This is a genomic window from Microvirga sp. jy35 (assembly GCF_056148915.1).
Genome location: NZ_JBWBEW010000008.1, coordinates 98,515 through 125,036 on the forward strand (window position 1 = coordinate 98,515; position 26,522 = coordinate 125,036).

Consider the following 26,522-nt stretch of genomic DNA (forward strand, 5'->3'; position numbering starts at 1 on the left):
AGGACGTCCAAAGGATGTTCCGATGATCCCTAAGCTGCGCCTTCCTCTTTATACCGCTCTGTTCCTGTCGCTTGTTCTGCCCCTCGGAGTCGGAGCCCAGGAACAGCAGCCGCAAGGGCAACAGCAGGAGCAGCGCAGGCCCCGGCCAGAAGCCAGGGATACGCAGGCGCTGCCGCCGGAATCGGTCACGCGGCACACGCTTCAACTCCCCGGCCGGACCCTGTCCTTTACCGCAGCGGCCGGGCATCTGACGCTGGCCGATCCGCAGGGCGCGCCGCAGGCGGAGATCGGGTTCGTGGCGTACACGCGCGACGATTCGGACCCGGCGACCCGGCCGGTGACTTTCGTGGTGAATGGCGGCCCCGGCGCGTCCTCGGCCTATCTGCATCTCCTCGCTGTCGGACCATGGCTCCTGCCTCTCGACGGCGCGACGATCAGCCCGTCGGCCCCTCCGGCGCTCCTGCCCAACGCCGAGACCTGGCTCGATTTCACCGATCTCGTCTTCATCGATCCGCCTGGCACCGGCTACAGCCGCGTGGTCGGCGGCGACCCGGTGCGGGAGAGGTTCTACTCCGTTCAGGGAGACATCGACGGGTTGGCCGCCTTCGTGATGCGCTGGCTCAAGGAGAAGAACCGGCTCATGTCGCCGAAATTCTTTACCGGCGAGAGCTATGGCGGCTTCCGCGGGCCGCTTCTAGCCCAGAAGCTCCAGAGCGATCAGGGCATCGGTTTTAGCGGGCTGGTTCTCGTCTCGCCCGTGTTCGACTTCGACTGGCTCGATCAGGGCGCCGGCGCACCTTGGACGAGTGCGGCGATCCTGCCCTCGCTTGCGGCGGCGAACCTGTCACGGAAAGGCCCGGTGTCACGCGAAGCGCTGAGGGAGGCTGAGGCTTATGCGTCCGGTGACTACCTCGTCGACCTGATGCGCGGGCTCCAGGACAAGGAGGCGGTCGAGCGCGTCAGCCGCCGCGTCGCCGAACTGAGCGGGCTCAGCCCCGAGGTCTCGCGCCGCCTTGCTGGTCGCATCGACATGCGGGCTGCCCAAAGAGAGTTGCGGCGCGGCTCATCCGAGATCGTCAGCGCCTATGACACCAACGTGGCCATCGCCGATCCGAACCCGAACGCCCAGGTGTCCCGATTCGAGGATCCGGTCCTCGACGGCATGACGGCGCCCCTGTCGAGTGCGATCATTCATCATCTGACCCATACCCTGAACTACAAGACGGAGGGGCGCTACAGCCTGCTCAACGGATCCGTCAACGGCGCATGGCGCTGGGGCGGCGGGCGCAACGGCCCGGAAAACCTTGAGGAATTGCGGCAGGCTCTTTCGCTCGACGGCAAGCTGCGCGTGCTCGTCACTCATGGGTTCACGGACCTGGTCACCCCATACTTCGCGTCCCAGCTGCTGCTGAACCAGCTGCCAGACCTCGGCCCCCGAAAGCGCGTGGAGCTGACGGTTTACGAAGGCGGCCACATGTTCTATTCGCGGCAGGCGTCACGGCAGGCCTTCAAGGCCGATGTGCAGCGGCTCTTCGACGAGGCCCTGCAGGCGAGGGCTGCCAACGATAACAGGGATTGATGGGAATGCGCGTGAAAGTTCTGTCCAGCATGGTTCTCATGGCGCTGGTTCTCGCCGCGTGCAACAGCACGCGCAGTGCGCCGCCGTCTGCGGCGGCCATGACCACCGCGCCTGGGCCTTCCGCTGCGTTAGGTCCAGTGATCGATGGTCCCGTCCTCGGTCCGGACGGCCGCTGCACCGGTACGCCTGCGGGAACGGCTGCAGCCATAGAGCCCGGCATCACCGAGTGCGATCTCGTGCGCCTGAAGGGCAAGCCCGCCACCGACGTGCTGGTTGGCGAGAGCGGAAAGGGCCAGCGCGAGGTGCAGGTGCTCTATTCCGAGCCCGGCGGGCGTGAGCTGTACTTCTTCGTGAACAACAGGCTGGATCGGGTGGTGAAGCCTTGAGCTCCATTGGCTCGTTCTGAGTCTTTCCGGCATCGAGATCTTCAAGCCCGCAAACCAAAATGGCCGCAGCAAGTGCGGCCATTCTCCTGAGAGCGGAACGTGGTCTCAGATGATGTAGAGATAGCTCATGTCCGATGCGAGGCCGGCATTCTTGAGCACCACGCCCGTTTCGAACACGCCGTCCGCATTGAGATCCGACACGAGGAAGCCTCTGTCGATGTCGGGATTGAACAGGAACACGTGCCTGACGTTCGTGTCGCCGTACACGAAGTCGGCGTCCGAAGCGGCCGTCGCGATGGAGCGGGCGTCCGTGTTGATCTCACGGTAGTTGCTCCTGGTCCCCTTGATTGTCATGTCGATAAAATCGAAGGACCTGTTCCAGTCGGTGATCGTGTCGGCTGTGCTCGTCGACAGGCCGGAATCGCCTCTCTTGAAGACGAATTCATCCTCTCCCGTTCCGCCGATCAGCGTGTCGCGCCCTGTCCCGCCGGACAGAAGATCGTCGCCCGTGCCGCCGGAGAGGTAGTCGAGGCCTGAACCGCCATACAGGTCGTCGAAGTCTGCGCCGCCAAAAAGGTCGTCATGGCCGGCGCCGCCGATCAGGTAGTCGTCCCCAAAGCCGCCATAGATCATATCGTGGCCCCAGTCGCCATAGATGTCGTCGTGCCCATACCAGCCGTCGATCCGATCGTCGCCGCTATAGCCGTAGATGATATCCGAGGTGTCGAAACCATCGATATCGTCGTTGAAATCATCCCCGTAGATGGTCGGCATCATTGTCTCCGCAGTCTTCTGTTGCCGGGCTGCTGTCATTGCGAGACCCGTCGAAGGTGTCAGGCCCGAGTTGTGCCATAGGACAGTTAACCCCTCGTGACGGCATCATCGGACAGGATGGCTGAATGACGGCAAGTGGGCCCGTTCATCGGGCGTATAACTGGCGGCGCGGTCGCGACCTGAGATCATGATTAACCAAGGATGAAACTATGATTTCAGGGTGAGGGGCAGGGGAAGGCCTGTGGCCGCGCAAGCCAGCAAGGGCAGCTCAAGTCAGGCAGCTTGCTCAAACACTCCAGCCCATCGGCTGGATACGGAGGGATCATGGCCTGTCGTGACTCATCGCACGCTTGAGAGACGGGTGGGGAAGCTCCCATCCAATGGCGCGGAGGGGAGCGCGCAAACCTTGCGCGCCCGCGTCTTTGATGTCTCGGCCAGGAACCGGCCAGCCGCTCCGTGGATCAGTAAACCTCGTAGGAGCGGTAAGGACGATCATATCCTTCGTCATAGTCCCGACGGCTGCGATCGTACTCACGGAAGGATCTGCGATAACCGTCGTCATATTGTCTGGAGCCCTCATCGTACCGTCTCGGACCCCGGTCGTATCCGCGGGCGATATAGGCGCAGCGCTTCACCACGCCAGGAGCGGGATCGCCGAATGCCCTGTTGGAACAGGGGATGCCGCCCTCCCTGACGAACACCTCGACGCTCCGGCCGGGAATGCCGTAGATCACGCGGGTCGGATAGGGAACGCGGCAGAAGCCATGCTCCCTCGCGCATGGCACCAACCCTTGCGCCTGCGCTTCCGATGATATGCCGAGCATGGTGCCGCTGAAGAGCACTGCCGTTGCCAAAACTGCACGAAGCATGGTCCGTTCTCCATCTAGGTGTACCGATGTACACCTCTCAGGATGAATGCAGCAGTAACGCCGAGTGTTCGCAGACCGGGGACGGCATCACTGCCACACGCTCGGGAGCGGCGCCAAGGGGTCATCGTCATTGGCGCTTGCCACAGGCCGCGGCTTGATCATGACCATCGGAAAGACTGCGTGGGAGAACAGTTTCGCGGTGCAATAGGACAGGACCTGGACCATCAAAACCTCCATCGAGGACAGCCGGAAGCTACCTCCGGAGGGAAGCACCCGATGTGCTCTCCCGCACTCTGCTTACGAAGCGGCCTGACGCGTCAGTTCGGCAGCATGCCTCCAATGCAGACGAAGCCTCCACCTGGATTGAGGGTGGGTCGTGTTGTCGTTCACGGCCGACGCCGATGAGGTCGTCAGCTGCGCCATCGGCAGGAGGCCCTTGGCGAAGGCCCTGTCCGTGCAGGCCGAAATTAGGATTCTCATGGTCAGCCTCCCCAAAAGGCTATGATCAACTTACGACTTCGCGTCGATTCGGGGTGTGCTCGGAGGAGGTAGCTCGGCTGCTCTGGGGGAGTAGGTGCGGGCAGGTGTCTGCCCATCCTAGGCACCCGCCTCCTCGATCTCACTGCTCAGCGCCAGCCACTCCTCCTCGACCGTCTCCAGGGTGGACGCGGCCTCGGCCCGCATCCTGGACAGCTCGGACGCCTTTGCCGGATCCTTCTGAAAGGCAGTGCCATCGGCCAGGGCCGCATCGACCTTGCGGATGACCTCGGCGAGTTTCGCCATCCGGCTCTCGAGCGCCTCGAGCTTCTTGCGCAAGGGGGCTAGGGCCGCCCGGCGCTCTGCCGCAGCACGACGCTCGTCAGTCTTGGAGGCGGTGGGGGCCTGGGGCCTGTCGGAGCGCTTCTGCGGATCGAGCTCTCCCGAGAGGACGAGCTGGCGGTAATCGTCCATGTCTCCGTCGAAGGGCTTCACGCCGCCGTTGCCGACGATCCAGAGGCGGTCGGCGCAGGCCTCGATCAGGAAGCGGTCGTGGCTGACCAGGATCACCGCGCCCGTATAGTCGTTGATCGCCTCCATCAGGGCGGTGCGGCTGTCGATGTCGAGGTGGTTGGTCGGCTCGTCGAGGATGAGCAGGTGAGGACCGTTGAAGGCGGCAAGCCCCATGAGCAGGCGCGCCTTCTCGCCGCCCGAGAGCGCGGAGACCGGCGTATCGGCCTTCGCCCCGGGAAAGCCGATCTGCGCCGTGCGGGCGCGGATCCGGGCGACGGGCGTATCCGGCATGCGTTCGGCCACATGGTCGTAGGCGGTCGCCTTCGGGTTCAGCTCATCGAGCTGGTGCTGGGCGAAATACGCCACGTCCATGCGGGTGGGCGTGCGCATCTCGCCCTTCATGGGCGCGAGCCTGCCGCCGATGAGCTTGCAGAAGGTGGACTTGCCGTTGCCGTTGGAGCCGAGGAGCGCGATCCTGTCGTCCGGGGAGATTGTCAGGTTCAAGCGATCGAGCACGATGCGATCGCCATAGCCGACCGCACCGCCCTCGACCGTGATCAGCGGCGGCGCGGCGGGGCGCTCCGGACCCGGCAGGTTGAAGGGCACCACGTCGTCTTCCACGATGGTCGTGATCGCCTCCATCTTCTCCAGCCGCTTGACGCGCGACTGCGCCTGCCGGGCCTTGGAGGCCTTGGCCTTGAAGCGGTCGACGAAGGCCTGCAGGTGCTTGCGCTCGGCCTCCTGCTTGGCTGCCATCTTCGCGGTGAGCTCGCGCTTTTCCGCGTATTGCTTGGCAAAGGAGGTATAGCCGCCGCGATAGATCGCGAGCCTGCCCCGGTCGAGATGGAGGATGTGGTTGACGCAGGTGTCGAGCAGTTCCCGGTCGTGGCTGATGATCAGCACCGTGTGCGGATAGCGCCCGAGATAATCGTAGAGCCAGAGCGTGCCTTCGAGGTCCAGGTAGTTGGTCGGCTCGTCGAGGAGCAGGAGGTCGGGTTCGGTGAAGAGCACGGCCGCCAGTGCCACGCGCATGCGCCATCCGCCGGAAAAGTCCGAGCAGGGCCGGTTCTGCGCCGCGGCGTCGAAGCCGAGGCCGTGGAGAATGGCGGCCGCGCGGGCGGGGGCCGAATGGGCCCCGATGTCGGTGAGCCGCGTCTCGATCTCCGCCCTGCGCAGGCCGTCCGCCGTCTCCGCTTCCGCGAGCAGGGCAGCACGCTCCTTGTCGGCGGCGAGAACCACCTCGATCAGGGTGTCGGGCCCGCCCGGCGCTTCCTGCGCCACGGCTCCGATTTTCATGCCGCGGGGCAGGGTGACGGTGCCGCTCTCGGTGGCGAGGTCGCCCTGAATGATCTTGAACAGGGTGGTCTTGCCCGCACCGTTGCGCCCGACGAGGCCCACCTTCGCACCGTCAGGCAGGTTGAAGGAGGCGCGGTCGAGGATCAGCCGGTCGCCGATGCGGTAGGTCAGGTCGTTGACGTGGAGCATGCCGCCTTTTGGCGCGGGAAGGCCCCGCTGGCAAGGTGTTTGGGCGACATCAGGGCTCTGGCGCTGCCTCGAGCATGGTCTGTGCGATAGCCGGAATCGCCAATGACAGGATCCTGGAGGCTTGACAAAGAGATACGGCATCTCTTCCGTACCGAAAGTACGGGATCTATGGTATAGCCAAGATGTCGTGCAGGGAGGAAACCGATGGGGCGGCTCACTGGGATCAAGTTGTTCAAGGGGCTGGAGATTGACCTTGCGCCTTTCGAGACGCGGGCCAATTGGCGCCGTTTCGACCCTGAAGAGGTGGTCGTCGACTTCGACGAGCCCTCGACGGACGTGTATTTCCTTCTATCCGGAGAGGTGCGGGTCCTGATGCGCACGGCCTCCGGCAAGGAGGTCATCCTCCACGAGATGAGGCCCGGCGACCTTTTCGGCGAGCTGGCCGCTCTCGACGGCGTTCCCCGCTCCGCCAACGTCACGGCGCTCACCCGAGGGGAGGCTTGCGTGATGCCGGCTTCCGTCTTCAAGGAAATGCTCTTTTCCCACCAGCCGGTGGCTGAGCGCCTGTTCTGCCTCATGGCCTCCCGCATCCGCGAGCTGAATGCCCGCTTCATGGAGCAGACGGTGCTCGATCTGCGGCACCGGCTCTACTCCGAGCTTCTGCGTCTCTCGACGCCGCGGCAGGACAAGTCCGGCGAGCGGGTGATCACGCCGCCGCCCTTCCACCATATCGTCGCCGCGCGCATCGGCTGCCGCCGGGAGCAGATCACCCGTGAGTTCACCATGCTGACCCAAGAGGGCCTGATCGAGCGCACGCGGGGCGCCCTGATCCTGCGCCAGCCGGACGTGCTCAAGGCCCGGGTGGCCGAAGCCTTTCGGACCGATCACTAGGTCGACATCGCTGCACGCTTGCTCTCGGTGAGGGCGAGCGCCGTGGCGGACAGCATCACGCCCATGCCGATGGCTTCCGGCCAGCCGAAGGCCTCGTTCGCGAAGGCGACGCCAACGGCGACCGCCACGACAGGGCTGACGAACGAGTACAGCCCGGCCCGGAAAGCGCCCCAGTCGCGCACCAGCCAGAGATAGATCGAGAAGCCGCCGAGCGAGCCGCCGAAGACGAGGATGGTCAGGCCCAGGATCGCGCGCCCGTCCATGAGCCCGACGAAGTAGGCGGGGTCATAGCCCTCCACCAGAAGTGACATGGGGATGAGGCCGAGTGCGCCGATGCTCGTTTCCCAGAAGGCGAGGGTGATTGGGTGAATCGCCTGCATCAGCGGGCGGCTGACCACCGCGCCCCAGGCATAGCTCAAGGTTGCAACCGCCACCGCAGCAAGACCGAGCAAGGCGCCGTCCTGCGCGGTGCCGGTCCGTCCGGAAAAGAGCATCACGAGACCCAGGACGCCAAGGGCTATGGCCCCGAGCCTGCGCGGTGTAATCCGCTCCTGCCCGTAGAGGGCGCCGACGAGGATCAGGAAGATCGGCATGAGGGAGAGGTTGACGATGGACGACAGGCCGGTCGGCGCGCGGGCGACGCCCCAGAACAGCAGGCTGTAACAGCCGGTCGTGATGAGAAGCGATGCGACGATGACCCGCCCCGGCTGCTCCATCTTCAGCGGCAGTCCCTTGGCGAGAATGAACCCGAGATAGCAGAGGCCGGCGAGCAGGAAGCGCACCATCGCCAGGAAGATCGGCGGCACGGCCTCGGAGGCGATCTTCATCGGCAGCCAGGTCAGGCCCCAGATCAATGCCATGGCGGCAAAGGCCGCGATGTGCCCCGCTCCGTTGCTTCCGCGCTTCCCCATTGATCCCTCCCGGCCGCCCTCTGGGTAAGCCTAGAGAAGGGCAGGGCGGTGTGGAAGCTCGGGCAGACCCTTATTGTTTCGGCGCATCAGGCCCATAGGCGGCAAAGAAGACCCGCAGGGCATTGTCGACATTCTTCTGGATTTGCTCTTCCGTCGGCGGATCACCCACAGAGAACAGCAGGCGGCGCAGCATGCCGGAGACGCAAAGGTCGAGGAAATGCTGCGCGGCGACCCCTGTGTCCTCGATGGAAAGCCGTCCCGCCTCGACCTGCCGGTCGAAGTAGGCCTTGAGCCGGGCGATGCCCTGGCAGGGGCCGGCCTCATAGAAGGCCTGGCCCAGGCGCGGAAATTTCTCCGCCGCACCCATGACCATCCGGATCGACGAAATATGCTCGGGCTTGCCCATGCGGCGCAGGTAGCTGACGCCGAGCTTCCGCAGGACGCCCCGGACGTCGGGATCCTCCGGATCGAGCTTGAACAGCACCTCCGCCAAGCCCTGCTTTTCTTCCGTCGTCAGGGCTTCGAATAGGCTCTCCTTGCTGTCGAAATAGACATAAAGCGTGCCCTTCGAGACACCGGCCACCTTGGCGATCTCGCCCATGCTGGCGCCGTCGAAGCCTTGGGCGAGGAACACCTTGCGAGCGCCATCCAGGATCTGACGGCGCTTGGCGCTCTCTGTGCTCTCCTCCGCGGCGGCGGAAGGCGCCTTGTCCAGAATGTCGTCATGCACGGAGATCATAGCTTCTATAAGTTTCCTCATTAACTATTGACCGAACCGTTCGGTCAAAGCATATATGACGAGCAATTCGATAAAGATCAAGGCCTGTCCGGCAGTTCGATGCAAGCAGATTCTGCAGGCCTTGCAGAGGTTTAACCATGGCTTATCGGGAAGAGTTCGAGCAGGGCGCGAAGAGCAGCCCCGAAGGTGCCGCAGACGCGCCGGCACGTCAGGCGGGTCAGGGTGCTCCCCAGGCGGCTGCGCCTGAGGCCAAGAAGAAGGGCCTCGGCAAGAAGCCGCTGATCCTGGCCGTTCTGGCAGGCGCGCTCGCCTTCGGCGGCTACGAGGGTCATGGGTGGTGGACGAACGGCCGCTTCATGATCTCTACCGAGGACGCCTATGTGCAGGCCGACATCACGATCCTGTCGGCGAAGGTGTCCGGCTATGTTCAGTCCGTCGCCGTCACCAACAACCAGAGCGTCAAGGCGGGCGACCTGATCGCCAGGATTGACGACGGCGACTATCGCTTCGCCCTTCAATCGGCCAAGGACAAGCTCGCGACACAGGAAAGCGCCATCACGCGCATCGGCCGTCAGATCGAGGCCGGCCGCGCTTCCGTAGCGCAGGCTCAGGCGCAGATCGCCGCCGCCAAGGCGGAAGCCGAGCGCGCCGAGAGCGATTATGCGCGCCAGCAGCAGCTCGCCCGCTCCGACTACACCAGCCGGGCTGCGCTCGAGAACGCCAAGGCCGCCCGCGATCGCGCACAGGCCAATGTGCAGAGCGCCGAAGCCTCGTTTGCCGCCGCTAAGGCGAATGTCGACGTTCTTGCTGCGCAGCAGAACGAGGCCCAGCGTGTGGCCGCCGAACAGCAGACTTCCGTCGAGAAGGCGGAGCGTGACCTGACCTTCACGGAGATCCGCTCGCCTGTCGATGGCGTGATCGGCAACAAGGCCATGGAGGTCGGCACCTATGTGCAGCCCGGCGCCCGGCTCGCCGCCCTGGTGCCCCTGACGAGCGTGCATGTGGACGCCAACTTCAAGGAGACGCAGCTCGCGGCCCTCAGGGTCGGCCAGAAGGTCCATATCGAGGTCGATGCGTTCCCGGACACCGACGTGGTCGGCACGGTCGAGAGCGTCTCGCCGGCCTCGGGCGCCGTGTTCAGCCTGCTGCCGCCGGAGAACGCCACCGGCAACTTCACCAAGATCGTTCAGCGCGTGCCCGTGCGCGTCTCGGTCAACCCGGAGATCGTCCAGCAGGGCATCCTGCGTCCCGGCCTGTCGGTGGTGGTCGATGTGGATACGCGCACATCGGCCGACACCGAGAAGACGGCGAGCCTCAAAGAGTAAAAACCATGGCCGCATCGGCTGCCATCTCGGACAAGCAAGGCCCAATGCTGGCCGCGAAGCCGGCGCCCGTCAGCGGACGCCGGACCTTTGCGTTCTTCTGCATGGTCTTCGGCATGTTCATGGCGATCCTGGACATCCAGATCGTCTCCGCCTCGCTTGCGGAAATCCAGGCGGGCCTCTCCGCATCGTCGGAGGAGATCTCCTGGGTGCAGACGAGCTACCTGATTGCCGAAGTGATCATGATCCCGCTGTCGGGCACGCTCTCTCGCGTGCTCTCCACGCGGTGGATGTTCGTGATCGCATCGGGCGGTTTCACGTTCATGAGCTTCATGTGCGCGACGGCCACCACCATCGATCAGATGATCGTCTACCGCGCACTGCAGGGCTTCATCGGCGGCGGCATGATCCCCACGGTCTTCGCCTCGGCCTTCACGATCTTCCCGCCGGAAAAGCGGCCCGTGATCTCGCCGATCATCGGTCTCGTGGCAACGCTCGCGCCCACCATCGGCCCGACGCTTGGCGGTTATCTCACCGACCTGTTCTCCTGGCACTGGCTGTTCCTCGTCAACATCGTGCCCGGCATCTTTGTCACGATCTCCACCTATCTGCTGGTGGATTTCGACGAGCCTGACTTCAGCCTCTTCAAGAGCTTCGACTGGGCGGGCCTCGGCTTCATGGCGGCCTTTCTCGGCAGCCTTGAATATGTGCTGGAAGAGGGACCGCTGAACGACTGGTTCCAGGACGAACTGGTGCTGATCCTCACCATCGTGTGCGTGGTCGGCGGCTTCGGCTTCTTCTATCGGGCGTTCACGGCGAAGCAGCCGATCGTCGACCTGCGCGCATTCGCCGACCGCAACTTCCTCGCAGGCTCGTCCTTCAGCTTCGTAATGGGCATCGGGCTCTACGGCCTGACCTATCTCTACCCGGTCTATCTGGGCAGCGTACGGGGATACTCGTCCCTGCAGATCGGAGAGACCATGTTCGTGTCGGGCGCGACCATGTTCCTGATGGCACCGGTGGCGGGTATCCTGTCCCGCAGGATGGACCCGCGCGTCATGATGGGCATCGGCTTTGCCGCCTTCGCGTTCGGCACATGGATGATGAGCGGCCTGACCAAGGATTGGGATTTCTGGGAGCTCTTCGTGCCGCAGATCTTCCGCGGCGTCGGTCTGATGATCTGCATGGTGCCGATCAACAACATCGCGCTCGGCACGCTGCCGCCCGACCGGATCAAGAACGCTTCGGGCCTCTACAATCTCACCCGCAATCTGGGTGGCGCCGTCGGCCTGGCGGTGATCAACACGACCCTCAACGACCGCCTGGACCTGCACCTCCAGCGCCTGCGCGAGAGCGTGAACTGGGGCCGGTCGACGGCGGTCGAGACCCTCAATGCCATGACCCTGAAGTTCCAGTCCCTCGGTCCGGATGCCGGTACAGCGGCCCTCAAGACCCTGTCCAACATGGTTCATCGCGAGGCGATGGTCATGGCCTTCGCGGATGTGTTCCTTCTGCTGACCATCCTGTTCTTGGGCCTGATCCTCGCCCTGCCGTTCATCGAGAAGCCCCGGGCGGCTCCTGCCGGGGGCGGCGGACACTGAATTGACCTCCATGACTTCAGCCCGGCTTCATGCCGGGCTTTTTCCTGTTCGGCGGGTTCCACCCTCCGTGGTCGAAAGAAGCAGCCTGCTCCTTGTGCCTGCCATCCGGCACAAAGGGTGGGGACGCTGGGCTTTTAAGCTGTTGTTCTTGCAGCCCAAACATCATAGTTTGCGCGCTGGTTTTTCCTCCGATAGGTGAAGTTCAAGCATCTTGCCTCCTCCATCCCGTCAATCCGCCTCCGTCGGCGCCGTGCGCCGCTCCTTCGCCCCTTGGGCGAATCCCGACGCCAAGCCGCTCATCCGCTTCGAGAACGTGACGAAACGTTTTGGCGAATCCACAGCGGTCGATCATCTCTCCCTCGACATCTTCGAAGGCGAGTTCTTCTGCCTGCTGGGTCCCTCCGGCTGCGGCAAGACGACCCTCATGCGCATGCTCGCCGGCTTCGAGACCCCGACTGAGGGCACGATCACCTTAGGCGACCAGAACCTTGCCGGAGTGCCGCCCTACCGCCGGCCGGTGAACATGATGTTCCAGTCCTATGCGCTCTTTCCGCATATGAGTGTCGAGAAGAACATCGCCTTCGGACTCAAGCAGGACGGGATGCCCAAGGACCAGATCGCGGATCGGGTCGGCGAGATGCTGCGTCTCGTCCAACTCGAGAAGCTCGCCCGCCGCTACCCGAGCCAGCTCTCCGGCGGCCAGCGCCAGCGGGTGGCGCTCGCCCGCGCGCTTGCCAAGAAGCCCAAGGTCCTCCTCCTCGACGAGCCGCTGGGCGCCCTCGACAAGAAGCTGCGCGAGGAGACCCAGTTCGAGCTGATGGATATCCAGCACGACCTGCACATGACCTTCGTGGTCGTCACCCACGACCAGGAAGAGGCCATGACCATGGCCGACCGGATCGCCGTCATGGACCACGGCCGGATCGTGCAGGTCGCCACGCCGGGCGAGATCTACGAGCAGCCCAAGACCCGCTTCATCGCCGAGTTCGTCGGCGACGTGAACATCATCGAAGGCCATGTGCAGGGCCAGGAGAACGGCCTCTGGCGGGTGAAGACGTCGTCGGCTCAGTCGTCGCTCACCATCGACGATCCCGATGAGGTGCTGCATTCCGGTCAGGCGGTGGCCATCGCCGTGCGCCCCGAGAAGATGGTGATCCAGCGGGATCGGCCGGGACCCGGCGCCATCAACGTGCTCACCGGCGAGGTGTGGGATATCGGCTATCTCGGCGACTGGACCGTCTACCGCGTGAAGCTCGCCACCGGCGAAATCCTGCGCGTGACGCGCGCCAACGCCTCCCGCTTCGTCGAGAATCCCATCGAGTGGGACGAGCAGGTCTACGTCACCTTCGCGCCCGGCGCGGCGGTCATCCTGGCGGAATAGCCATGATGGAACGCACCCTCACACGACGCCTGAGCGCAGGTCTCGTGCCCGCATTGCCTTATCTCTGGCTCGGCGTTCTCTTCCTCGTGCCGTTTCTGATCGTCCTCAAGATCAGCCTCTCGGACCCGGCCGTCGCCCAGCCGCCCTACAAGCCGGTCTTCGAGTGGAGCGACATCGCCGGCTTCTTCAGTGGCCTCGATCTCGAGAACTTCGCGCTGCTGACGGAGGACGACCTGTATTTCAGGGCGACGCTGTCGTCGGTGCGCATCGCAGCGGTCTCGACATTGCTGCTGCTGCTCGTGGGCTTTCCCATCGCCTACGCCATGGCCCGCGCGCCCGAGCGCTACCGGTCGCTCCTGGTCGCGGCGATCATCCTGCCGTTCTGGACGAGCTTCCTCATCCGCATCTATGCGTGGGTTGCCATTCTCAAGCCCGAAGGGCTGCTGACCCAACTACTGATGAGGATCGGCCTGATCTCCGAGCCCCTCGACATCCTCAATACCGAGACCGCGGTCTATATCGGCATCGTCTACGCCTATCTGCCCTTCATGGTGCTGCCGCTCTACGCGACCCTTGAGAAGATGGACGATACGCTGCTCGAGGCGGCGCTCGATCTCGGCTCCACCCCTTGGCGCTCCTTCTGGACCATCACGGTGCCGCTCGCCATGCCGGGCATCATTGCGGGCTCGCTCCTGTGCTTCATCCCGGCTGTCGGCGAGTTCGTGATCCCGGATCTGCTCGGCGGTTCGGAGACCCTGATGATCGGCCGGCAGCTCTGGAGCGAGTTCTTTTCGAATCGAGACTGGCCGCTCGCCTCCGCGGTCGCCATCCTGCTTCTAATTGTTCTCGTGGTGCCCATCGTGATCTACCGCGATGTGGAAGCCCGGCGCGTGGAGGCGCGGCCATGAACCGGCGTCCGAGCGTCTTCAATGTCACCTCGCTCGTGATCGGCTTCGCGTTTCTCTATCTGCCGATCCTGCTGCTGGTGATCTATTCCTTCAACGCCTCGCGGCTTGTCACAGTGTGGGGTGGCTTCTCCACCCAATGGTACGGCGCGCTGTTCCGCAACGAGGCGCTCATGGAAGCGGCCTGGGTGACGCTGCGTGTCGCGTTCCTGTCCGCGACCCTGGCGACGGTTTTGGGAACCCTTGCGGCGCTCGCGCTCACCCGCTATGGGCGCTTTCCCGGGCGAACGCTGTTCACCGGCATGGTCTATGCACCCATGGTCATGCCGGAGGTCATCACCGGTCTTTCGCTGCTGCTGTTCTTCGTGGCTGTTGATTTCGACCGGGGCTTCTGGACCATCACGCTCGCCCACACCACGCTCACCATGTGCTTCGTGACCGTGGTGGTGCAGTCGCGCCTCATGACCTTCGACAGGTCGCTCGAGGAGGCGGCGATGGATCTCGGCGCGCCGCCCATGCGCACCTTCTTCTCGGTGACGCTGCCGCTGATCGCGCCCTCCATCGTGGCGGGCTTCCTGCTCGCCTTCACCCTGTCGATGGACGATCTGGTGATCGCGAGCTTCAACGCGGGTCCCGGTGCCACAACTCTGCCGATCAAGATCTACAGCGCCGTGCGGCTCGGGCTCTCGCCGGAGGTCAATGCGGCCTCAGCCATCCTGATCGGGATCGTGACTATAGGTGTGATCTCAGCAACCCTGCTCAGCAAGCGTTCGACCTTAAGCTCGCGCCGCAACGCTCACTGAGCCGTGGCCTGCGGGACCTGTTCGTTGGCCGGAACGCGCTGCACGGGGAAGAGCGGCTTGGCAGCACCGGACCGTTCGATGAGCGAGCGGACCTGAGGGGTGACGGCTACATTGTCCCAGTCGCCCGTGACATCGAAGGCGAGGGCAGGGGATTGTCCCGCCGGTGCATCCACCGGCGCAATGCCCGCCGTGACCTGGAGCGTCCTGTCGACCAGCAGCACCTGTCCGCGAAGCTGGGCCTGCACCGCTGGCCCCTTGAGCTTGCCCTCGGCGATCTCTCCGACTCCGTCCTGAATGACGACCTGGGCCTCGGCCTTGCCGAAAGGCGTACGGCCCCCCTTCCAGTTCAGCGACGCGAGAAGAGGACGCTTGTCCACGCGGCGAAGGGCATCTTCGAGGTTGATCCCCACCAGCTCTCCGTCCGTCAGCTCGATCGAGGAACGGCCTTCCGCCTGACGGATGACGTCCGCAGGGTTTCGACCCTGCCCGTCGAAGCTGAACTGCCCCTGAGCGCGGCCAGTAATCCAGCGCGGCTCCCCGACGGCCGTGAGGAACGACGCGATCTTCACCCCTGAGAAGGTTCCTTGGCTCTTGAAATCGACCAAACCGTTCTGGGCCGCCAGGGACAGCCGCCCCTTCAGGGTGCCGTCATAAAAGGCCGCTCGCCCGATGGAGGCCTCGATGCGATTGGGCTGGACGAGCACGCTGGCCGCCATGTCATCCAGGCTGAGGCGTCCGAGGGTGGCGGTCGTGGCCGAGAGGCGAAGGTCGAGATCGGCCCCGGTCGCGCGGGTCAGGTCGATCGCTTCCTCGCTCCATGGCCCTGCGGGGGTGCGGGTCTGGTGGAACGGGGCGAAGAGATCCGACAGGTTGAGCGTATCGGCCGCGAGGGTGCCGGCGATGACGGGCCGCTCCGTATCGAAGCGGACGCCTAAGGTGCCCTCCAGCTTGTCCGATCCCAGGGTAATGGAGACCGCAGGCCAGGAAAGGCGGCGGCGATCCATGGAGAAATCGCCGTTGATCGACAGGGCCTGCAACAGGGATCCGAAGGGAAGATCCAGTCCGCTCCAGCGGGTGAACTCGCGCACCGAAGTGGTCTTGATGGTGCTTTCCCCCGTGACGCGAGGCCCGTCGCCGAGCTGCGCCTCACCTTCGGCCGTGAGGCGGGCGCCGGGCGCGGAAAGGGTGAGCGAGAAGGGGCTAATCTTGTTGGATGCGAGCAGGTTCGGGAAGATCGAGGACTGTTCCAGGGAGACGAGTTCGTCCCGCCAGAGAGCGGATCCTGACATCATCAAGGGCTCGGACGGATCCGCCCAGCGGATGATGCCATTGAGCTCATCAAGATCGGCATCCTTCAGGTCGGTCCAGCGCACTGAGGACTTCGTCACCACGAGGCGGCGGGCATGGGTTTGGCTCGAGCGGTCCCTGAGGATCTCGGCCCATTTGACCCCTTGGAGCTTCTGAACCGAACCGGTGATGCGGGTTCCCGTCAGGTCGAAATCGGAAAGCTCAATCCGTCCTAAGAGCAGCGGCAGGAGGCGCAGCTCGCCCCGCAGGGTGCCGCCTTCGGCAGTGAGAGCCCCCTCCGGGAACTCGAGTGCCACGTTTTCGAACTTGACCCGCGGGATGGGCAGCACCGCAAAGGTGCTCCGGCCCCTGACCGTCAGGTCCAGGCCATACCGCTCCTTGACGTGCTCCTTCAGCTCCGCCGACAGGCCGCCTCCGGGCAATGTCCAGGGGGAGGCCGCCGTTCCCAGAACGGCAAGCGATATCAGCGCAATGAGGAGGACAACGCGGCGGGACATGGAACGAATGTTGTAAACCTTGGGCGCTGCCTCGCAAGCGGTGAAGAGGAGATGTCCTCAAGGCAAGCCGATTTCATGAGTCGTTTCCATATATCCATACGAAGGGATTGTCTAAATTGAGGCCAGGTTGCAGGGTGGCCGCCATTCGAACCGCGACACTTCGAACGGGCGGGCACCTGCCCACAAGGAGAGGATTTGATGGATAAGGTTTACAGCGACGCGCGCTCGGCGCTGGCTGGCCTGGTCAAGGATGGCATGACCATCATGGCCGGAGGTTTCGGTCTCTGCGGGATACCGGAGGCGCTGATCGAGGCAATTCGTGATTCGGAGGCGAAGGACCTGACCTTCATCTCGAACAATGCGGGCGTGGACGGGGTCGGCCTCGGTCGCCTTCTGGAAACCCGCCAGATCCGCAAGATGATCTCGTCCTACGTGGGAGAGAACAAGCTCTTCGCCCAGCAGTACCTCTCCGGCGAGCTGGAGCTCGAGTTCAACCCCCAGGGCACCCTGGCCGAGCGCATCCGCGCCGGCGGCGCAGGCATCCCGGCCTTCTACACCAAGACCGGCGTGGGCACCCTCATCGCCGAGGGCAAGGAGGTGCGCGAGTTCAACGGCGAGAAGTACGTCATGGAGACGGGCCTGTTTGCCGACATCTCCGTGGTCCATGCCTTCAAGGGCGACACCGAGGGCAACCTCGTCTACCGGAAGACCGCCCGCAACTTCAACCCGATGATGGCCACCGCCTCGCGCATGACCGTCGCCGAGGTCGAGCATCTTGTGCCGGCGGGCGAGATCGACCCGGACTGCATCCATACGCCGGGCATCTTCGTGAAGCGCATGGTGCATGTGCCCAATCCCGCCAAACACATCGAGCAACGCACGACCCGCAAGCGCGCCGACGCCGCGGTGCCTGCCGGAGCAGGGGAGGAAGTCTGATGGCCTGGACCCGTGAACAGATGGCCGCCCGCGCGGCCAAGGAGCTGCGCGATGGCTTCTATGTGAATCTCGGCATCGGCATTCCGACGCTGGTGTCCAACTTCATTCCGAAGGGGATGCGCGTGCAGCTCCAGTCGGAGAACGGCATGCTGGGCATGGGCCCGTTCCCCTTCGAGGGAGAGGAGGACCCGGATCTGATCAATGCCGGCAAGCAGACGATCACCGAACTGCCCACCACGAGCTATTTCTCGAGCTCGGATTCCTTCGGCATGATCCGCGGCGGGCATATCGACCTGTCGATCCTCGGCGCCATGCAGGTGGCCCAGAACGGCGATCTCGCCAACTGGATGATCCCCGGCAAGATGGTGAAGGGCATGGGCGGCGCCATGGACCTCGTGGCCGGCGTCAAGCGCGTCGTCGTGGTCATGGAGCACGTGGCCAAGGCCAAGGACGGTTTGGAGGATCCGAAGCTCCTGAAGGAGTGCAACCTGCCGCTGACCGGCACGGGCGTTGTGGATCTGGTGATCACCGATCTCGGCGTGTTCGCCATCGACAAGAAGGGTGGCTCCGGCATGACCCTGATCGAGCTCGCCGATGGCGTGACGGTCGATGAGATCAAGGCCAAGACACAGGCTGACTTCAAGGTCGCCCTGAACGGCAGCCAGTCGGACGCAGCCTAAGGCTCAATCGGACAACCAATCAAAAGCGGCTCGAAAGGGCCGCTTTTCTCATGGGCCGGCCGTTTCAGATGAACCCGTGCTTTCCACGGCCGCCTTTGGGCGAGCCTCGGCGCTGCGCACCAACTGAATCACCGGAACGAGTCCCACCAGCACGATGACGAGAGCAGCCAGAGAGCCGTCCTCGAAGCGCCCGCGCGAGGCATAGGTGTAGACGAGCGTCGAGAGGGTTTCCGTATTGAGGGGCCGCAGCAGCAGGGTCGCAGGCAGCTCCTTGATGCAGTCGACGAAGATCAGCAGGGCGGCACTCGCGAGCGCAGGACGCATGAGCGGGACCTGAATCTTCCAGACCATCTCTCGCCGAGAGGCGCCGAGCGTGCGTGCCGCATCCTCGAGGCTCGGCGACACACGGTCGAGACCCGCGGAGAGAGAGCCTGTCGCGATCGACAGGAAGCGGATCACATAGGCGATGATGATGCCGCCTGCGGCACCCATGAGCAGGAGACCGAGGCGCTCGCCGGTCAGGTGGCGCCAGATCGTGCCGATCAGGTTGTCGAAGCCGACCAGCGGCGTCATGAGCCCCAGCGCCAGCACGGTGCCCGGCAAAGCATATCCGAGACCCGCCACGAAGAGCGCTCCCCTGGTCAAGGAGGTTTTGGACAGGCGGGCCGCCGAGACCAGCAGGACCGCGATAGCCAGCACCGCCAGAGTCGCGACCACCGACAGGACGATGGTCGTCATGAAGTGGACGAGGAAGTCAGTGCCGAACTGGTCGACGAGGCCCCCGCGCAGGGTCTCGCGCAGGAGGAATCCCGTTGGCAGGATGAAGCCCATGAGCACGGGCAGGGCGCAGAGCAGGGACGCTGTCCAGGCCCGTCCCCCGGTGAGCGGAACGGGATGCACCGTGCGATGGCGCTTCGGGGAGAGAGCGTAGCGCCTGTCCCGCCGCCCGTAGCGCTCGATCAGGATCAGGCCGACGACGAAGGCCAGCATGACGCACGCGATCTGTGCCGCGCCCGCAAGGCTGCCGCGGTTGAGCCAGGTGTTGTAGACGGACACCGTGAGCGTGCGCACGCCGAGATATTCGCTCGCCCCGATGTCGTTGAGCGCTTCCAGCAGCGCCAGCGAAAGGCCGACCGCCAGCGCCGGGCGGGCAAGGGGAAGGGCGATGATGCGGAAAAGCTTGATGCGGCTGGCGCCAAGGGTGCGCGCCACTTCCAGCATGCTGGCGCTCTGCGTCAGGAACATCGCCCGCGCGGCGATGTAGATGTAAGGATAGAGCACCGCGGACATGACGAGGATGCAGCCGGGAAGCGAGCGGATCTCCGGAAACCAGTAATCGGCCCGCGACCGCCAGCCCATGAGGTCGCGCAGCGCCATCTGCACGAGGCCGGCGGAGTCGAAGATCTCCACATAGATATAGGCCGTGATGTAGGTGGGCACGGCGAGTGGCAGCGGCAGAAGCCAGACCAGGATACCGCGTCCGGGGAAGCGATGAGCTGTGACGAGCCAGGCCGTCGTGATTCCCATGGAGCCTGCCACGACCGCAACGCCGGCGAGCAGGGCGAGCGTGTCGATCGTGCTGGCCGGCAGCACATTGGCGATGAGATGCGGCCAGATTTCCGCATCGCCCTCGGCCGCGATGCCGATGAGGGCGGCGACAGGCAGGAAGACCAGCAAACCGACAGCCGCCACGGCGGCTGACAGCCACCACGGGATATGCCTTGCCTTCGTCCTGGACGAAAAGCCGATTGCTTTCTGGGTCTTGGCGATCACGGTCAAATGGAAACGGCGCCGCCGGGGTCGGCAGCGCCTCTGTGAAAAGAAAGAGGGCGGCTGAATGAGCCGCCCTTCGTCTTATTGGTCGAAGCCGACCTTGTCGACCAGTTCGCTGGCCTTCTTGCGGAGCTTGGCGATCTCGGCGATCTGCACGTTGTCGGCCTTGAGCTCGCCGAAGGAGGCGATGGTCGGGTGGATCTTGATGCCCGCCTTGATCGGGTATTCCGAGTTGAGCTCGGCGTGGATCTGCTGGGAGGCGTCCGAAACCATATACTCCATGAACTTCACGGCGTTCGCCTTGTTCGGAGCGTTCTTCGCCAGCGCCAGGCCGGAGACGTTCACGTGGGTGCCGCCGCCTTCGAAGGTGGGGAGGATCACGTTGATCGCCTGGCCCCACTTCTTCTGCTCCTCGTCCTTGCCGTTCAGCATGAGCGAGACGTAGTAGGTGTTGCCGACGGCGATGTCGCAGACGCCGGCCAGGATGTCCTTGGCCTGCTCGCGGTCGCCGCCCGAGGGCTTCTTGGCGAGGTTGGCCTTCACGCCCTTCAGCCATTCCTCGGCCTTCGCCTCGCCCTTGTGGGCAATCATCGCGGCGATCAGGCTGATGTTGTAGAGATGCTGGCCGGAGCGGATGCAGACCTTGCCCTTCCACTTGGGATCGGCAAGCTCTTCGTAGGTGATCTTGTCCTGCTTCACGCGCTCCTTCGAGGCGTACACGACGCGGCCGCGCAGGGCGATGCCGAACCAGTGGCCTTCAGGATCTCGATAGGCCGTCGGAATGACCTTCTCGAGCGCGTCGGACTTCACAGCTTGAGTCACGCCGTAATCCTTGGCCGCTGCCAAGCGACCGATGTCCACCGTGATGATCACGTCGGCCGGGCTGTTCTGGCCCTCGGTGCGGATGCGCTCCTCGAGGCCGTTGGCGATGAAGATCGTGTTGACCTTGATCCCGGTCTCCTTGGTGAACTCATCCAGGACGGGCTTGATCAGGCCGGGCTCGCGGGTGGTGTAGATGTTCAGCACTTCCTCGGCCGAAGCGGAGAGGCTTGAGCCGGCCAGAGCACCAAGAGCCGCCGCTCCGCAGAGCAGGCCGCGAGCAAACGAGATGTTCGCCATCATGAGTTCCTTCAGAATTGATTGTGGGCGGCGTAGTGCCGTATCCCATTGATGCTGCAAGAACCACGATCGCACTTTGCGGTCAATCAAAAAGCAGATAAAAATCAATAACTTATAAGAATTCTAAACTGCTTGTTCCTTGTAATTCTTCTAAGCTGAGGCCGCTTTCCGGACCGTCTCGACCTCCGGCAGGGCAGCGCGAAGACGGACGATTTCCTCTTCCATTTTTTCCATGTTGTTGAACAGCCGCTCGCTGGCGAGGCGCAGGAAGTAGAAGCCGAACTGAGGGTTCTGGAAGTAGAGCTGACGCACCTCGTCATAGGAGATGCTCAGCACTTCGCCGGCCTCGATGCATTCCAGGGTCTGCGTGCGGGTGTTGTCGGGGGAGAGGAAGCCCATCTCGCCGACCACCTGGCCCTGAACCAGCTCGATACCGATTTCCCTCAGCCGGTAGCGCCCGGAAATCGTGTAGAACATGCAGGTGGCGACGTCCCCCTTGGCGAACAGCACCTCGCCGGCCGTCGTCTTGCGGCGGGTCATGAAGGGCTTGAGCCACTCCATGGATAGGTCGCTCTTGGAAGCCTGCTTCACGCGCTTGATCAGGCCCAGCATCTGATAGAGCCGCACGCTGTTGAGAGGCAGCAGGATCAGATTGACCACAAGGCTGGGGTAATTGCCCGTAAACGACGAAAAGATCAGGGAGCAGATATTCGCTCCGATCCCGATGCAGCGCAGCGGGATGATGGTCTTCATCGCGCTGCCCGTTATGGCAAGGGCTGCCCCGAGCCAGCCGATGGCCTCAACCCAAGTCATGGAAACTCACCCGCATTCTTATGTACCGTTAGGGCATATACCATCAGAATAGGAATCCGCGCCAGCTACGCATTGGCGCAGCATCGCGGCCCTCCAGAGGGAGGAGGCTCTCCGCTCCGGCCGCGAACTGCCGGATCCGATGGGATCAGGAGCGAGGGGAGGCGGCCCGGTTCGGTACGCTCAGCGCCCGTCGCTGGCTCGTCGTGCCGGCTGTCTGGCCGGCAGCGCTTCCCCGCGGCGTCTGGCCGGAAACGGACGGCGGGGGTGGAACAGGGTCACGGGGCAGCACGCCGACAGTAGCAGTCGAGGCAACGCAGCCGCCGAGGGTGAAACCGGCAAGAAGCAGTGCTGGAAGGGGGACGATCATGCGCATCTGGTGCTCCTCAAGAATCGTCGCAGAAGCTAGACCATAGGGAAGGGAAGTCGAGTCCTGCGCAAATCATGAAAGTCCTTTGGTGGAAGCGGAAAGCCGGGTCCACTTTTGCGCACGATGCGCTAGTTTATAGATCATAGCCTTGAGAGGGGCCCATGGAGGATTATTACCGCGTGCAGATCCGGACGTCATCGCTGGCCTTGGGGGCGGTGAGCCGCATCATGGGAAGCCTGATGCTCCTTGCTCTCTGTGCAGGATCCGCAACGGCCAAATGTCAGGACGCGCCGGGTCCGGGTGCCGACTGGTCCGGATGCTCCAAGGCGCGCCTCGTCCTCACCGGCGAGGATCTGACTGGAACCGTTTTCCAGCGCTCCCTGCTGACCTTGAGCGACTTCGCATCCTCGAAGATGGCAGGGGCCAACCTGAGCGAGACCGAAGTGAGCCGCACCCGCTTCGAGGGAGCGGATCTCTCTCGCGCCGATTTCACCAAGGCTCTCGGCTGGCGTGCCAATTTCGGGCAGGCCAATCTGACCGGGACCGTATTCGTTTCCTCTGACATGAGCCGCTCCAACTTCGCTCAGGCCAAGGCTGCGGGCGCGAATTTCAATAAGGCCGAGTTGAACCGGTCCGACTTCAGCGGCGCGGATCTCACAGGAGCGAACCTCTCCAAGGCCGAGCTTGCCCGCGTGCTCTTTCAGAGCGCCAAGGTGACGGGAGCGGACTTCAGCTACTCCAATCTGTCCAGAGCGGGCCTCAGCGGGCTGAATCTTCAGGGGGCGAATTTCACCGGGACATACATGTTTCTGGCCCAGATCGGCGGTTCGGACCTGAGCGGCGCCGTCGGGCTGACCCAGGCCCAGGTCGACATTGCCTGCGGCACGGGGCAGACCAAGCTTCCAGAGGGTCTGTCCCGGCCGAAATCCTGGCCCTGCAAGGAAGAGGAAGACTGATCGCCCGGAAGTTGCTGAAACCAAGCCCGAGCGTGGCCGTTGTCCTGTTGAAGGACGTTCGGGTTGTGATCCGGGTGCCTGTTTCCATGCAGGCCTTCCTCATCTCTCAAGGAGTGCGTTCGATTTGACCACGCTCAAGGAATTCGAGGATGCCCTGCGCGAGCAGGGAATGCACATGGCCCTCGCCATCCTGCAGAGGCTTCGGGAGCGGGATCGCACGAAGCGTTCCGTGGCTCCTGCGCGACGCATCACCGGCCGCAAGATGACGCCGGAACTCGCCAGGCGCATCCTGGAGCTTCACGGGACGACAGAGATGACCCAGCAGGAAATCGCCTTCCAGCTCGGCGTCAATCAGGGTCGCGTCAACGAGGTCATCAAACGCGGCAAGTGGCTGGACGACAACCCGGCAGCCCCGGAGGCTATCGCACGGGACAAGGCCAAGGCCCGGATGGCAAGTCCAAATGTTCGAAAGCGAGCCGAAAGCCGCGAAGTCAGGGCTGCGGCGTCTCCTGAAAAGAAAAGCTCAAGCCCCAAGGCGAGCAGTCAGGCTCAATTATTGCTGGGTGATCTGTAGTCTCTGGGTCGCCAAGGCAGTATTCCCAGAAAAAACCCCGCCCGATTGGGCAGGGTTGAGTGATCTCCTCGCCTTCAGTTGTCAAGCCGAAAACATAGATATTAGGACATCACGGGATAGTAATGTCAATTGAATTTAAACAGTTTGTTAAGAGACTTATTTTCATGATTGCTGGACAATATTCTTCATGTCGAAGGTGGTACTACTTTTTTGCCACTTGAATACTTTACGTTTGTCCGAGTGTTGCTGGTTTGCAATAGCCTTCCCCTTGGTAACGAGCGTAAGTTTTGCTCGTGAATCCTCACACCAAGGGGTTACGGTCATGAGAAAGTGCGTACTTAGTCTCCTGACAGGGGCTGCCAGCTTGACGCTTGCTGCAGCCGCTGCCTCTGCTGCGGACCTGCCGGCCCGCGAAGCACCACCTCCGGCTCCGATCATTGCGGCAGCTCCGATTTTCACCTGGACCGGGTTCTATGGCGGCGTGAACGCTGGCTGGGGCTGGCGCAGCGACGATGAAGAATCCGTCGTTCTCGGTGGCGCTACGCCGGGGACACTGATCTTCCCTGACAACGGAGACGGCGGTTTCACGGGCGGTGCCCAGATTGGCTACAACTACCAGATCGGGTCCTTCGTGATCGGTCTCGAGACCGACATTCAGTGGGCGGACACCGATGAAGGCGAGGATGTCAGGTTCGTCCCAGCCGGTGGTGGCGGGGTGTTCGTCCCCGGCACATTCGATAACAATCTGTCGGATTGGTTCGGCACGGTCCGTGCTCGTGCAGGCGTCGCGTTTGATCGCGTCCTGATTTACGCCACAGGCGGCCTTGCCTACTCAGAGGATACGACCGGCTGGGTTGCAGGCGGTGGCGTGGAGTGGGCGCTGCCCGTGAACTGGTTCGGCTCTTCGGCAGTCACCTTCGGCATCGAGGGATTGTGGCTGAGCTTCGATGAAGACGATGACGACTTCAATGGCGTGGTCGGTACGTTCACCCCTGCAGGCGGAGGAGCTGCCATTCCGGTGGTCGCGCCCACCGGAGGGAACGATGAGAACGACTTCTTCATCGCTCGCGCCAAGCTGAACTTCAAGTTCGGCACCTACTGAGGGCGCCTCAGGCCCCATGCCAACAAGGTCCGGGACACCCCGGACCTACTCTCGTCCTCGGAAGCGGACGAAAAGGCAGTGAAAGATGCTGCTTTGGGGAAATTGGCCGCGACCCGTCCTTGAAGGATCTATGGTCGCGGCCCCGGCCCGTAGTTGCCCCCACGGGAAGCTCAGCTCTAGACCCGGTAAACGTGACCTCATTGAGGCGCTGTCTAGGCCATAAAATTTTTCAAAAAAGTTTGGAACCAACTTAAGGCACCAGAGTTAATAAGCATCTCCGGTCACTTTTGCCCCTACGGCCGGACACCTTAGAGCACCCTTCGGGGTGCTCTTTCTTTTTGTGATCCTTCATCTTTTCCGAGTTCTCGAATCACCGACGAGCTTGAGCTTATGAAGTGCGAGTCAGGCGTTCAAGGCATGTAAGCTTGGCCGTCATTGCATCCACGCAAAGCGATATTGCCCAGATGAAAACAGGGCAACTCAATCATATCGGCGCTCGTCGGCGATCACCTTCCCATCGTTTGGGAGGCCTCCGGGCGAGGCGAAAGTCACGACCCCCTTCATCTTTGCCACGCTCTGCAATGTCGCGCCGACCGCAGCGGCGAGGTCACCGCTCGGTGCGTCTGTCTCTACTGCCAGGGTCATCACGTCCGTTTCGCCCTCCCTGGTCACGATAAGACGCATGCGCCCCAGTTCCGGATGGCGCCGGCCGATCTCCGCTACCTGCTCGGGCCGGACGAACATGCCCTTGACCTTGGTGGCCTGGTCGGCCCGGCCCATCCAGCCCTTGATGCGCGTGTTGGTGCGCCCGCAGGAGCTTGCCCCCGGCGTGACGGCAGTCAGGTCGCCCAGAGCTAGGCGAATGAAAGGGTGATGCGGATCGAGGGTGGTGACGACGATCTCGCCCACCTCGCCCTCAGGCACCGGATCGCCGGTTCCGGGGCGGACGATTTCGACGATGATGTCCTCGTTGACTACGAGTCCTTCCCGAGCCGAGGTCTCATAGGCGATGAAGCCGAGATCCGCCGTGGCGTAGGCCTGATAGGCCTCGATGCCCCTGGACGAGAAATCTTCCTGAAGCGACTTCGGAAAGGCCGCACCCGACACGAGCGCGCGCCTGATGGAGGAGACGTCCCGCCCCGCTGCCGCAGCGCCGTCGAGCAGGATCTTGAGGAAGTCCGGCGTGCCGCAATAGGCCACCGGGCGGTAGGCTTCGATCAACTCGAACTGCTGCTCGGTGTTGCCGGGTCCTGCCGGAATGACGGCGCAGCCCAAGGCCCGTGCGCCGGAATCCATGATGAAGCCGCCGGGCGTGAGATGATAGCTGAAGGTGTTGAGCACCACGTCGCCGCGCCGGAACCCGGCCGCGAACAACCCGCGTGCCGACCGCCACGGATCGGTAACAGCTGCCTCCGGTTCGAAGATGGGACCTGGCGATGTGAAGAGGCGTCCGAACGATCCTGGCGCATCGGCGATGAGTCCGCCGAAGGGCAGGGTGGTTTTCTGCAGGCCCGGCAGTTCGGCCTTGCGAAGCACCGGTAGGGTCGCCAGAGCCTCACGGCCAGTGATGGCGGCAGAATCGATCCCTTTCAGCCGCTCGGCATAGGCCGGCGAACGGATCGCATGGGTCAGGATCTCGGGCAGTCGCGCGAAGAGGGATGCCTCGCGCTCATGGGGATCACGGGTTTCGAAAGCATCATGATAATCTGCCAAGAGCCTGTCCCTCGTTCAACTGAATGCCGTTTCGTGGAGATCGCCCGA

At 63.5% G+C, this 26,522-nt stretch carries 25 protein-coding genes; 13 read left to right on the plus strand and 12 right to left on the minus strand.

Annotated features, from left to right (window positions below; genetic code table 11):
- Window positions 1-22 precede the first annotated feature (22 nt).
- Window positions 23-1,579 (plus strand): S10 family peptidase, encoded by a 1,557-nt coding sequence (locus AC0QTX_RS08930; RefSeq protein WP_474603479.1) that lies wholly within the window; start codon window positions 23-25, stop codon window positions 1,577-1,579.
- Window positions 1,579-1,965 (plus strand): hypothetical protein, encoded by a 387-nt coding sequence (locus AC0QTX_RS08935; protein WP_474603480.1) that lies wholly within the window; start codon window positions 1,579-1,581, stop codon window positions 1,963-1,965. The genes AC0QTX_RS08930 and AC0QTX_RS08935 overlap by 1 nt, the downstream gene beginning before the upstream one ends.
- A gap of 105 nt (window positions 1,966-2,070) precedes the next feature.
- Here the strand turns inward: AC0QTX_RS08935 and AC0QTX_RS08940 are convergent, their stop codons facing one another.
- From AC0QTX_RS08940 to AC0QTX_RS08955, 4 genes are all read right to left on the minus strand, one after another.
- Window positions 2,071-2,742, minus strand: a complete 672-nt coding sequence (locus AC0QTX_RS08940; protein WP_474603481.1) for a calcium-binding protein — start codon at window positions 2,740-2,742, stop codon at window positions 2,071-2,073.
- 458 nt (window positions 2,743-3,200) lie between these two features.
- Window positions 3,201-3,608 carry a hypothetical protein gene (locus AC0QTX_RS08945; protein ID WP_474603482.1) on the minus strand — a complete coding sequence of 136 codons (408 nt, stop codon included), beginning with the start codon at window positions 3,606-3,608 and terminating at the stop codon, window positions 3,201-3,203.
- Between the two features lie 297 nt (window positions 3,609-3,905).
- Window positions 3,906-4,088 carry a hypothetical protein gene (locus tag AC0QTX_RS08950; protein WP_474603483.1) on the minus strand — a complete coding sequence of 61 codons (183 nt, stop codon included), beginning with the start codon at window positions 4,086-4,088 and terminating at the stop codon, window positions 3,906-3,908.
- A gap of 117 nt (window positions 4,089-4,205) precedes the next feature.
- A complete protein-coding gene (locus AC0QTX_RS08955; protein ID WP_474603484.1) occupies window positions 4,206-6,083 on the minus strand; it encodes an ABC-F family ATP-binding cassette domain-containing protein in 1,878 nt (625 codons plus the stop codon).
- A 204-nt stretch (window positions 6,084-6,287) separates the two neighbouring features.
- Between AC0QTX_RS08955 and AC0QTX_RS08960 the strand changes: the two genes are divergently transcribed.
- Complete coding sequence (locus tag AC0QTX_RS08960) at window positions 6,288-6,974, plus strand: Crp/Fnr family transcriptional regulator (protein WP_474603485.1); 687 nt, start codon at window positions 6,288-6,290, stop codon at window positions 6,972-6,974.
- Here AC0QTX_RS08960 and AC0QTX_RS08965 read toward each other — a convergent pair.
- Window positions 6,971-7,885 (minus strand): DMT family transporter, encoded by a 915-nt coding sequence (locus AC0QTX_RS08965; RefSeq protein ID WP_474603486.1) that lies wholly within the window; start codon window positions 7,883-7,885, stop codon window positions 6,971-6,973. The genes AC0QTX_RS08960 and AC0QTX_RS08965 overlap by 4 nt on opposite strands.
- A 70-nt stretch (window positions 7,886-7,955) precedes the next feature.
- Entirely contained in the window at window positions 7,956-8,624 is a 669-nt protein-coding gene (locus AC0QTX_RS08970; protein WP_474603487.1) for a TetR/AcrR family transcriptional regulator, read from the minus strand.
- A gap of 137 nt (window positions 8,625-8,761) precedes the next feature.
- Here AC0QTX_RS08970 and AC0QTX_RS08975 point away from each other — a divergent pair, with 137 nt between their 5' ends.
- From AC0QTX_RS08975 to AC0QTX_RS08995, 5 genes are all read left to right on the plus strand, one after another.
- Entirely contained in the window at window positions 8,762-9,949 is a 1,188-nt protein-coding gene (locus AC0QTX_RS08975) for an HlyD family secretion protein (protein ID WP_474603488.1), read from the plus strand.
- A 5-nt stretch (window positions 9,950-9,954) separates the two neighbouring features.
- Window positions 9,955-11,547 (plus strand): DHA2 family efflux MFS transporter permease subunit, encoded by a 1,593-nt coding sequence (locus AC0QTX_RS08980; RefSeq protein WP_474603489.1) that lies wholly within the window; start codon window positions 9,955-9,957, stop codon window positions 11,545-11,547.
- A 211-nt stretch (window positions 11,548-11,758) separates the two neighbouring features.
- Window positions 11,759-12,928, plus strand: a complete 1,170-nt coding sequence (locus AC0QTX_RS08985) for an ABC transporter ATP-binding protein (RefSeq protein WP_474603490.1) — start codon at window positions 11,759-11,761, stop codon at window positions 12,926-12,928.
- A gap of 2 nt (window positions 12,929-12,930) precedes the next feature.
- Window positions 12,931-13,836 (plus strand): ABC transporter permease subunit, encoded by a 906-nt coding sequence (locus AC0QTX_RS08990; protein ID WP_474603491.1) that lies wholly within the window; start codon window positions 12,931-12,933, stop codon window positions 13,834-13,836.
- Complete coding sequence (locus tag AC0QTX_RS08995; RefSeq protein ID WP_474603492.1) at window positions 13,833-14,636, plus strand: ABC transporter permease; 804 nt, start codon at window positions 13,833-13,835, stop codon at window positions 14,634-14,636. Before AC0QTX_RS08990 ends, AC0QTX_RS08995 begins: the two co-directional genes overlap by 4 nt.
- On the opposite strand, the gene AC0QTX_RS09000 is transcribed toward AC0QTX_RS08995, so the two are convergent.
- Complete coding sequence (locus AC0QTX_RS09000) at window positions 14,630-16,441, minus strand: AsmA family protein (RefSeq protein WP_474603493.1); 1,812 nt, start codon at window positions 16,439-16,441, stop codon at window positions 14,630-14,632. The two genes, AC0QTX_RS08995 and AC0QTX_RS09000, sit on opposite strands and share 7 nt — an antisense overlap.
- A 198-nt stretch (window positions 16,442-16,639) precedes the next feature.
- Here AC0QTX_RS09000 and AC0QTX_RS09005 point away from each other — a divergent pair, with 198 nt between their 5' ends.
- The gene (locus AC0QTX_RS09005; RefSeq protein ID WP_474603494.1) at window positions 16,640-17,377 is read left to right on the plus strand and encodes a CoA transferase subunit A; all 738 of its coding nucleotides are present in this window, start codon (window positions 16,640-16,642) and stop codon (window positions 17,375-17,377) included.
- Entirely contained in the window at window positions 17,377-18,057 is a 681-nt protein-coding gene (locus AC0QTX_RS09010) for a 3-oxoacid CoA-transferase subunit B (protein WP_474603495.1), read from the plus strand. The genes AC0QTX_RS09005 and AC0QTX_RS09010 overlap by 1 nt, the downstream gene beginning before the upstream one ends.
- Window positions 18,058-18,105: 48 nt before the next feature.
- Here the strand turns inward: AC0QTX_RS09010 and AC0QTX_RS09015 are convergent, their stop codons facing one another.
- From AC0QTX_RS09015 to AC0QTX_RS09030, 4 genes are all read right to left on the minus strand, one after another.
- A complete protein-coding gene (locus AC0QTX_RS09015) occupies window positions 18,106-19,830 on the minus strand; it encodes an ABC transporter permease (protein WP_474603564.1) in 1,725 nt (574 codons plus the stop codon).
- Between the two features lie 81 nt (window positions 19,831-19,911).
- Window positions 19,912-20,952 carry a Fe(3+) ABC transporter substrate-binding protein gene (locus tag AC0QTX_RS09020; protein ID WP_474603496.1) on the minus strand — a complete coding sequence of 347 codons (1,041 nt, stop codon included), beginning with the start codon at window positions 20,950-20,952 and terminating at the stop codon, window positions 19,912-19,914.
- Window positions 20,953-21,099: 147 nt separating this feature from the next.
- Complete coding sequence (locus AC0QTX_RS09025; RefSeq protein ID WP_474603497.1) at window positions 21,100-21,762, minus strand: Crp/Fnr family transcriptional regulator; 663 nt, start codon at window positions 21,760-21,762, stop codon at window positions 21,100-21,102.
- A 145-nt stretch (window positions 21,763-21,907) separates the two neighbouring features.
- Entirely contained in the window at window positions 21,908-22,135 is a 228-nt protein-coding gene (locus tag AC0QTX_RS09030; RefSeq protein ID WP_474603498.1) for a hypothetical protein, read from the minus strand.
- Between the two features lie 155 nt (window positions 22,136-22,290).
- Here AC0QTX_RS09030 and AC0QTX_RS09035 point away from each other — a divergent pair, with 155 nt between their 5' ends.
- From AC0QTX_RS09035 to AC0QTX_RS09045, 3 genes are all read left to right on the plus strand, one after another.
- The gene (locus AC0QTX_RS09035) at window positions 22,291-23,085 is read left to right on the plus strand and encodes a pentapeptide repeat-containing protein (protein WP_474603499.1); all 795 of its coding nucleotides are present in this window, start codon (window positions 22,291-22,293) and stop codon (window positions 23,083-23,085) included.
- A gap of 124 nt (window positions 23,086-23,209) precedes the next feature.
- Window positions 23,210-23,659, plus strand: a complete 450-nt coding sequence (locus AC0QTX_RS09040; protein ID WP_474603500.1) for an RNA polymerase subunit sigma-70 — start codon at window positions 23,210-23,212, stop codon at window positions 23,657-23,659.
- A gap of 364 nt (window positions 23,660-24,023) precedes the next feature.
- Window positions 24,024-24,761 (plus strand): outer membrane protein, encoded by a 738-nt coding sequence (locus tag AC0QTX_RS09045; RefSeq protein ID WP_474603501.1) that lies wholly within the window; start codon window positions 24,024-24,026, stop codon window positions 24,759-24,761.
- Window positions 24,762-25,241: 480 nt separating this feature from the next.
- Here the strand turns inward: AC0QTX_RS09045 and AC0QTX_RS09050 are convergent, their stop codons facing one another.
- Entirely contained in the window at window positions 25,242-26,474 is a 1,233-nt protein-coding gene (locus AC0QTX_RS09050) for a phenylacetate--CoA ligase family protein (protein ID WP_474603502.1), read from the minus strand.
- Window positions 26,475-26,522 lie beyond the last annotated feature (48 nt).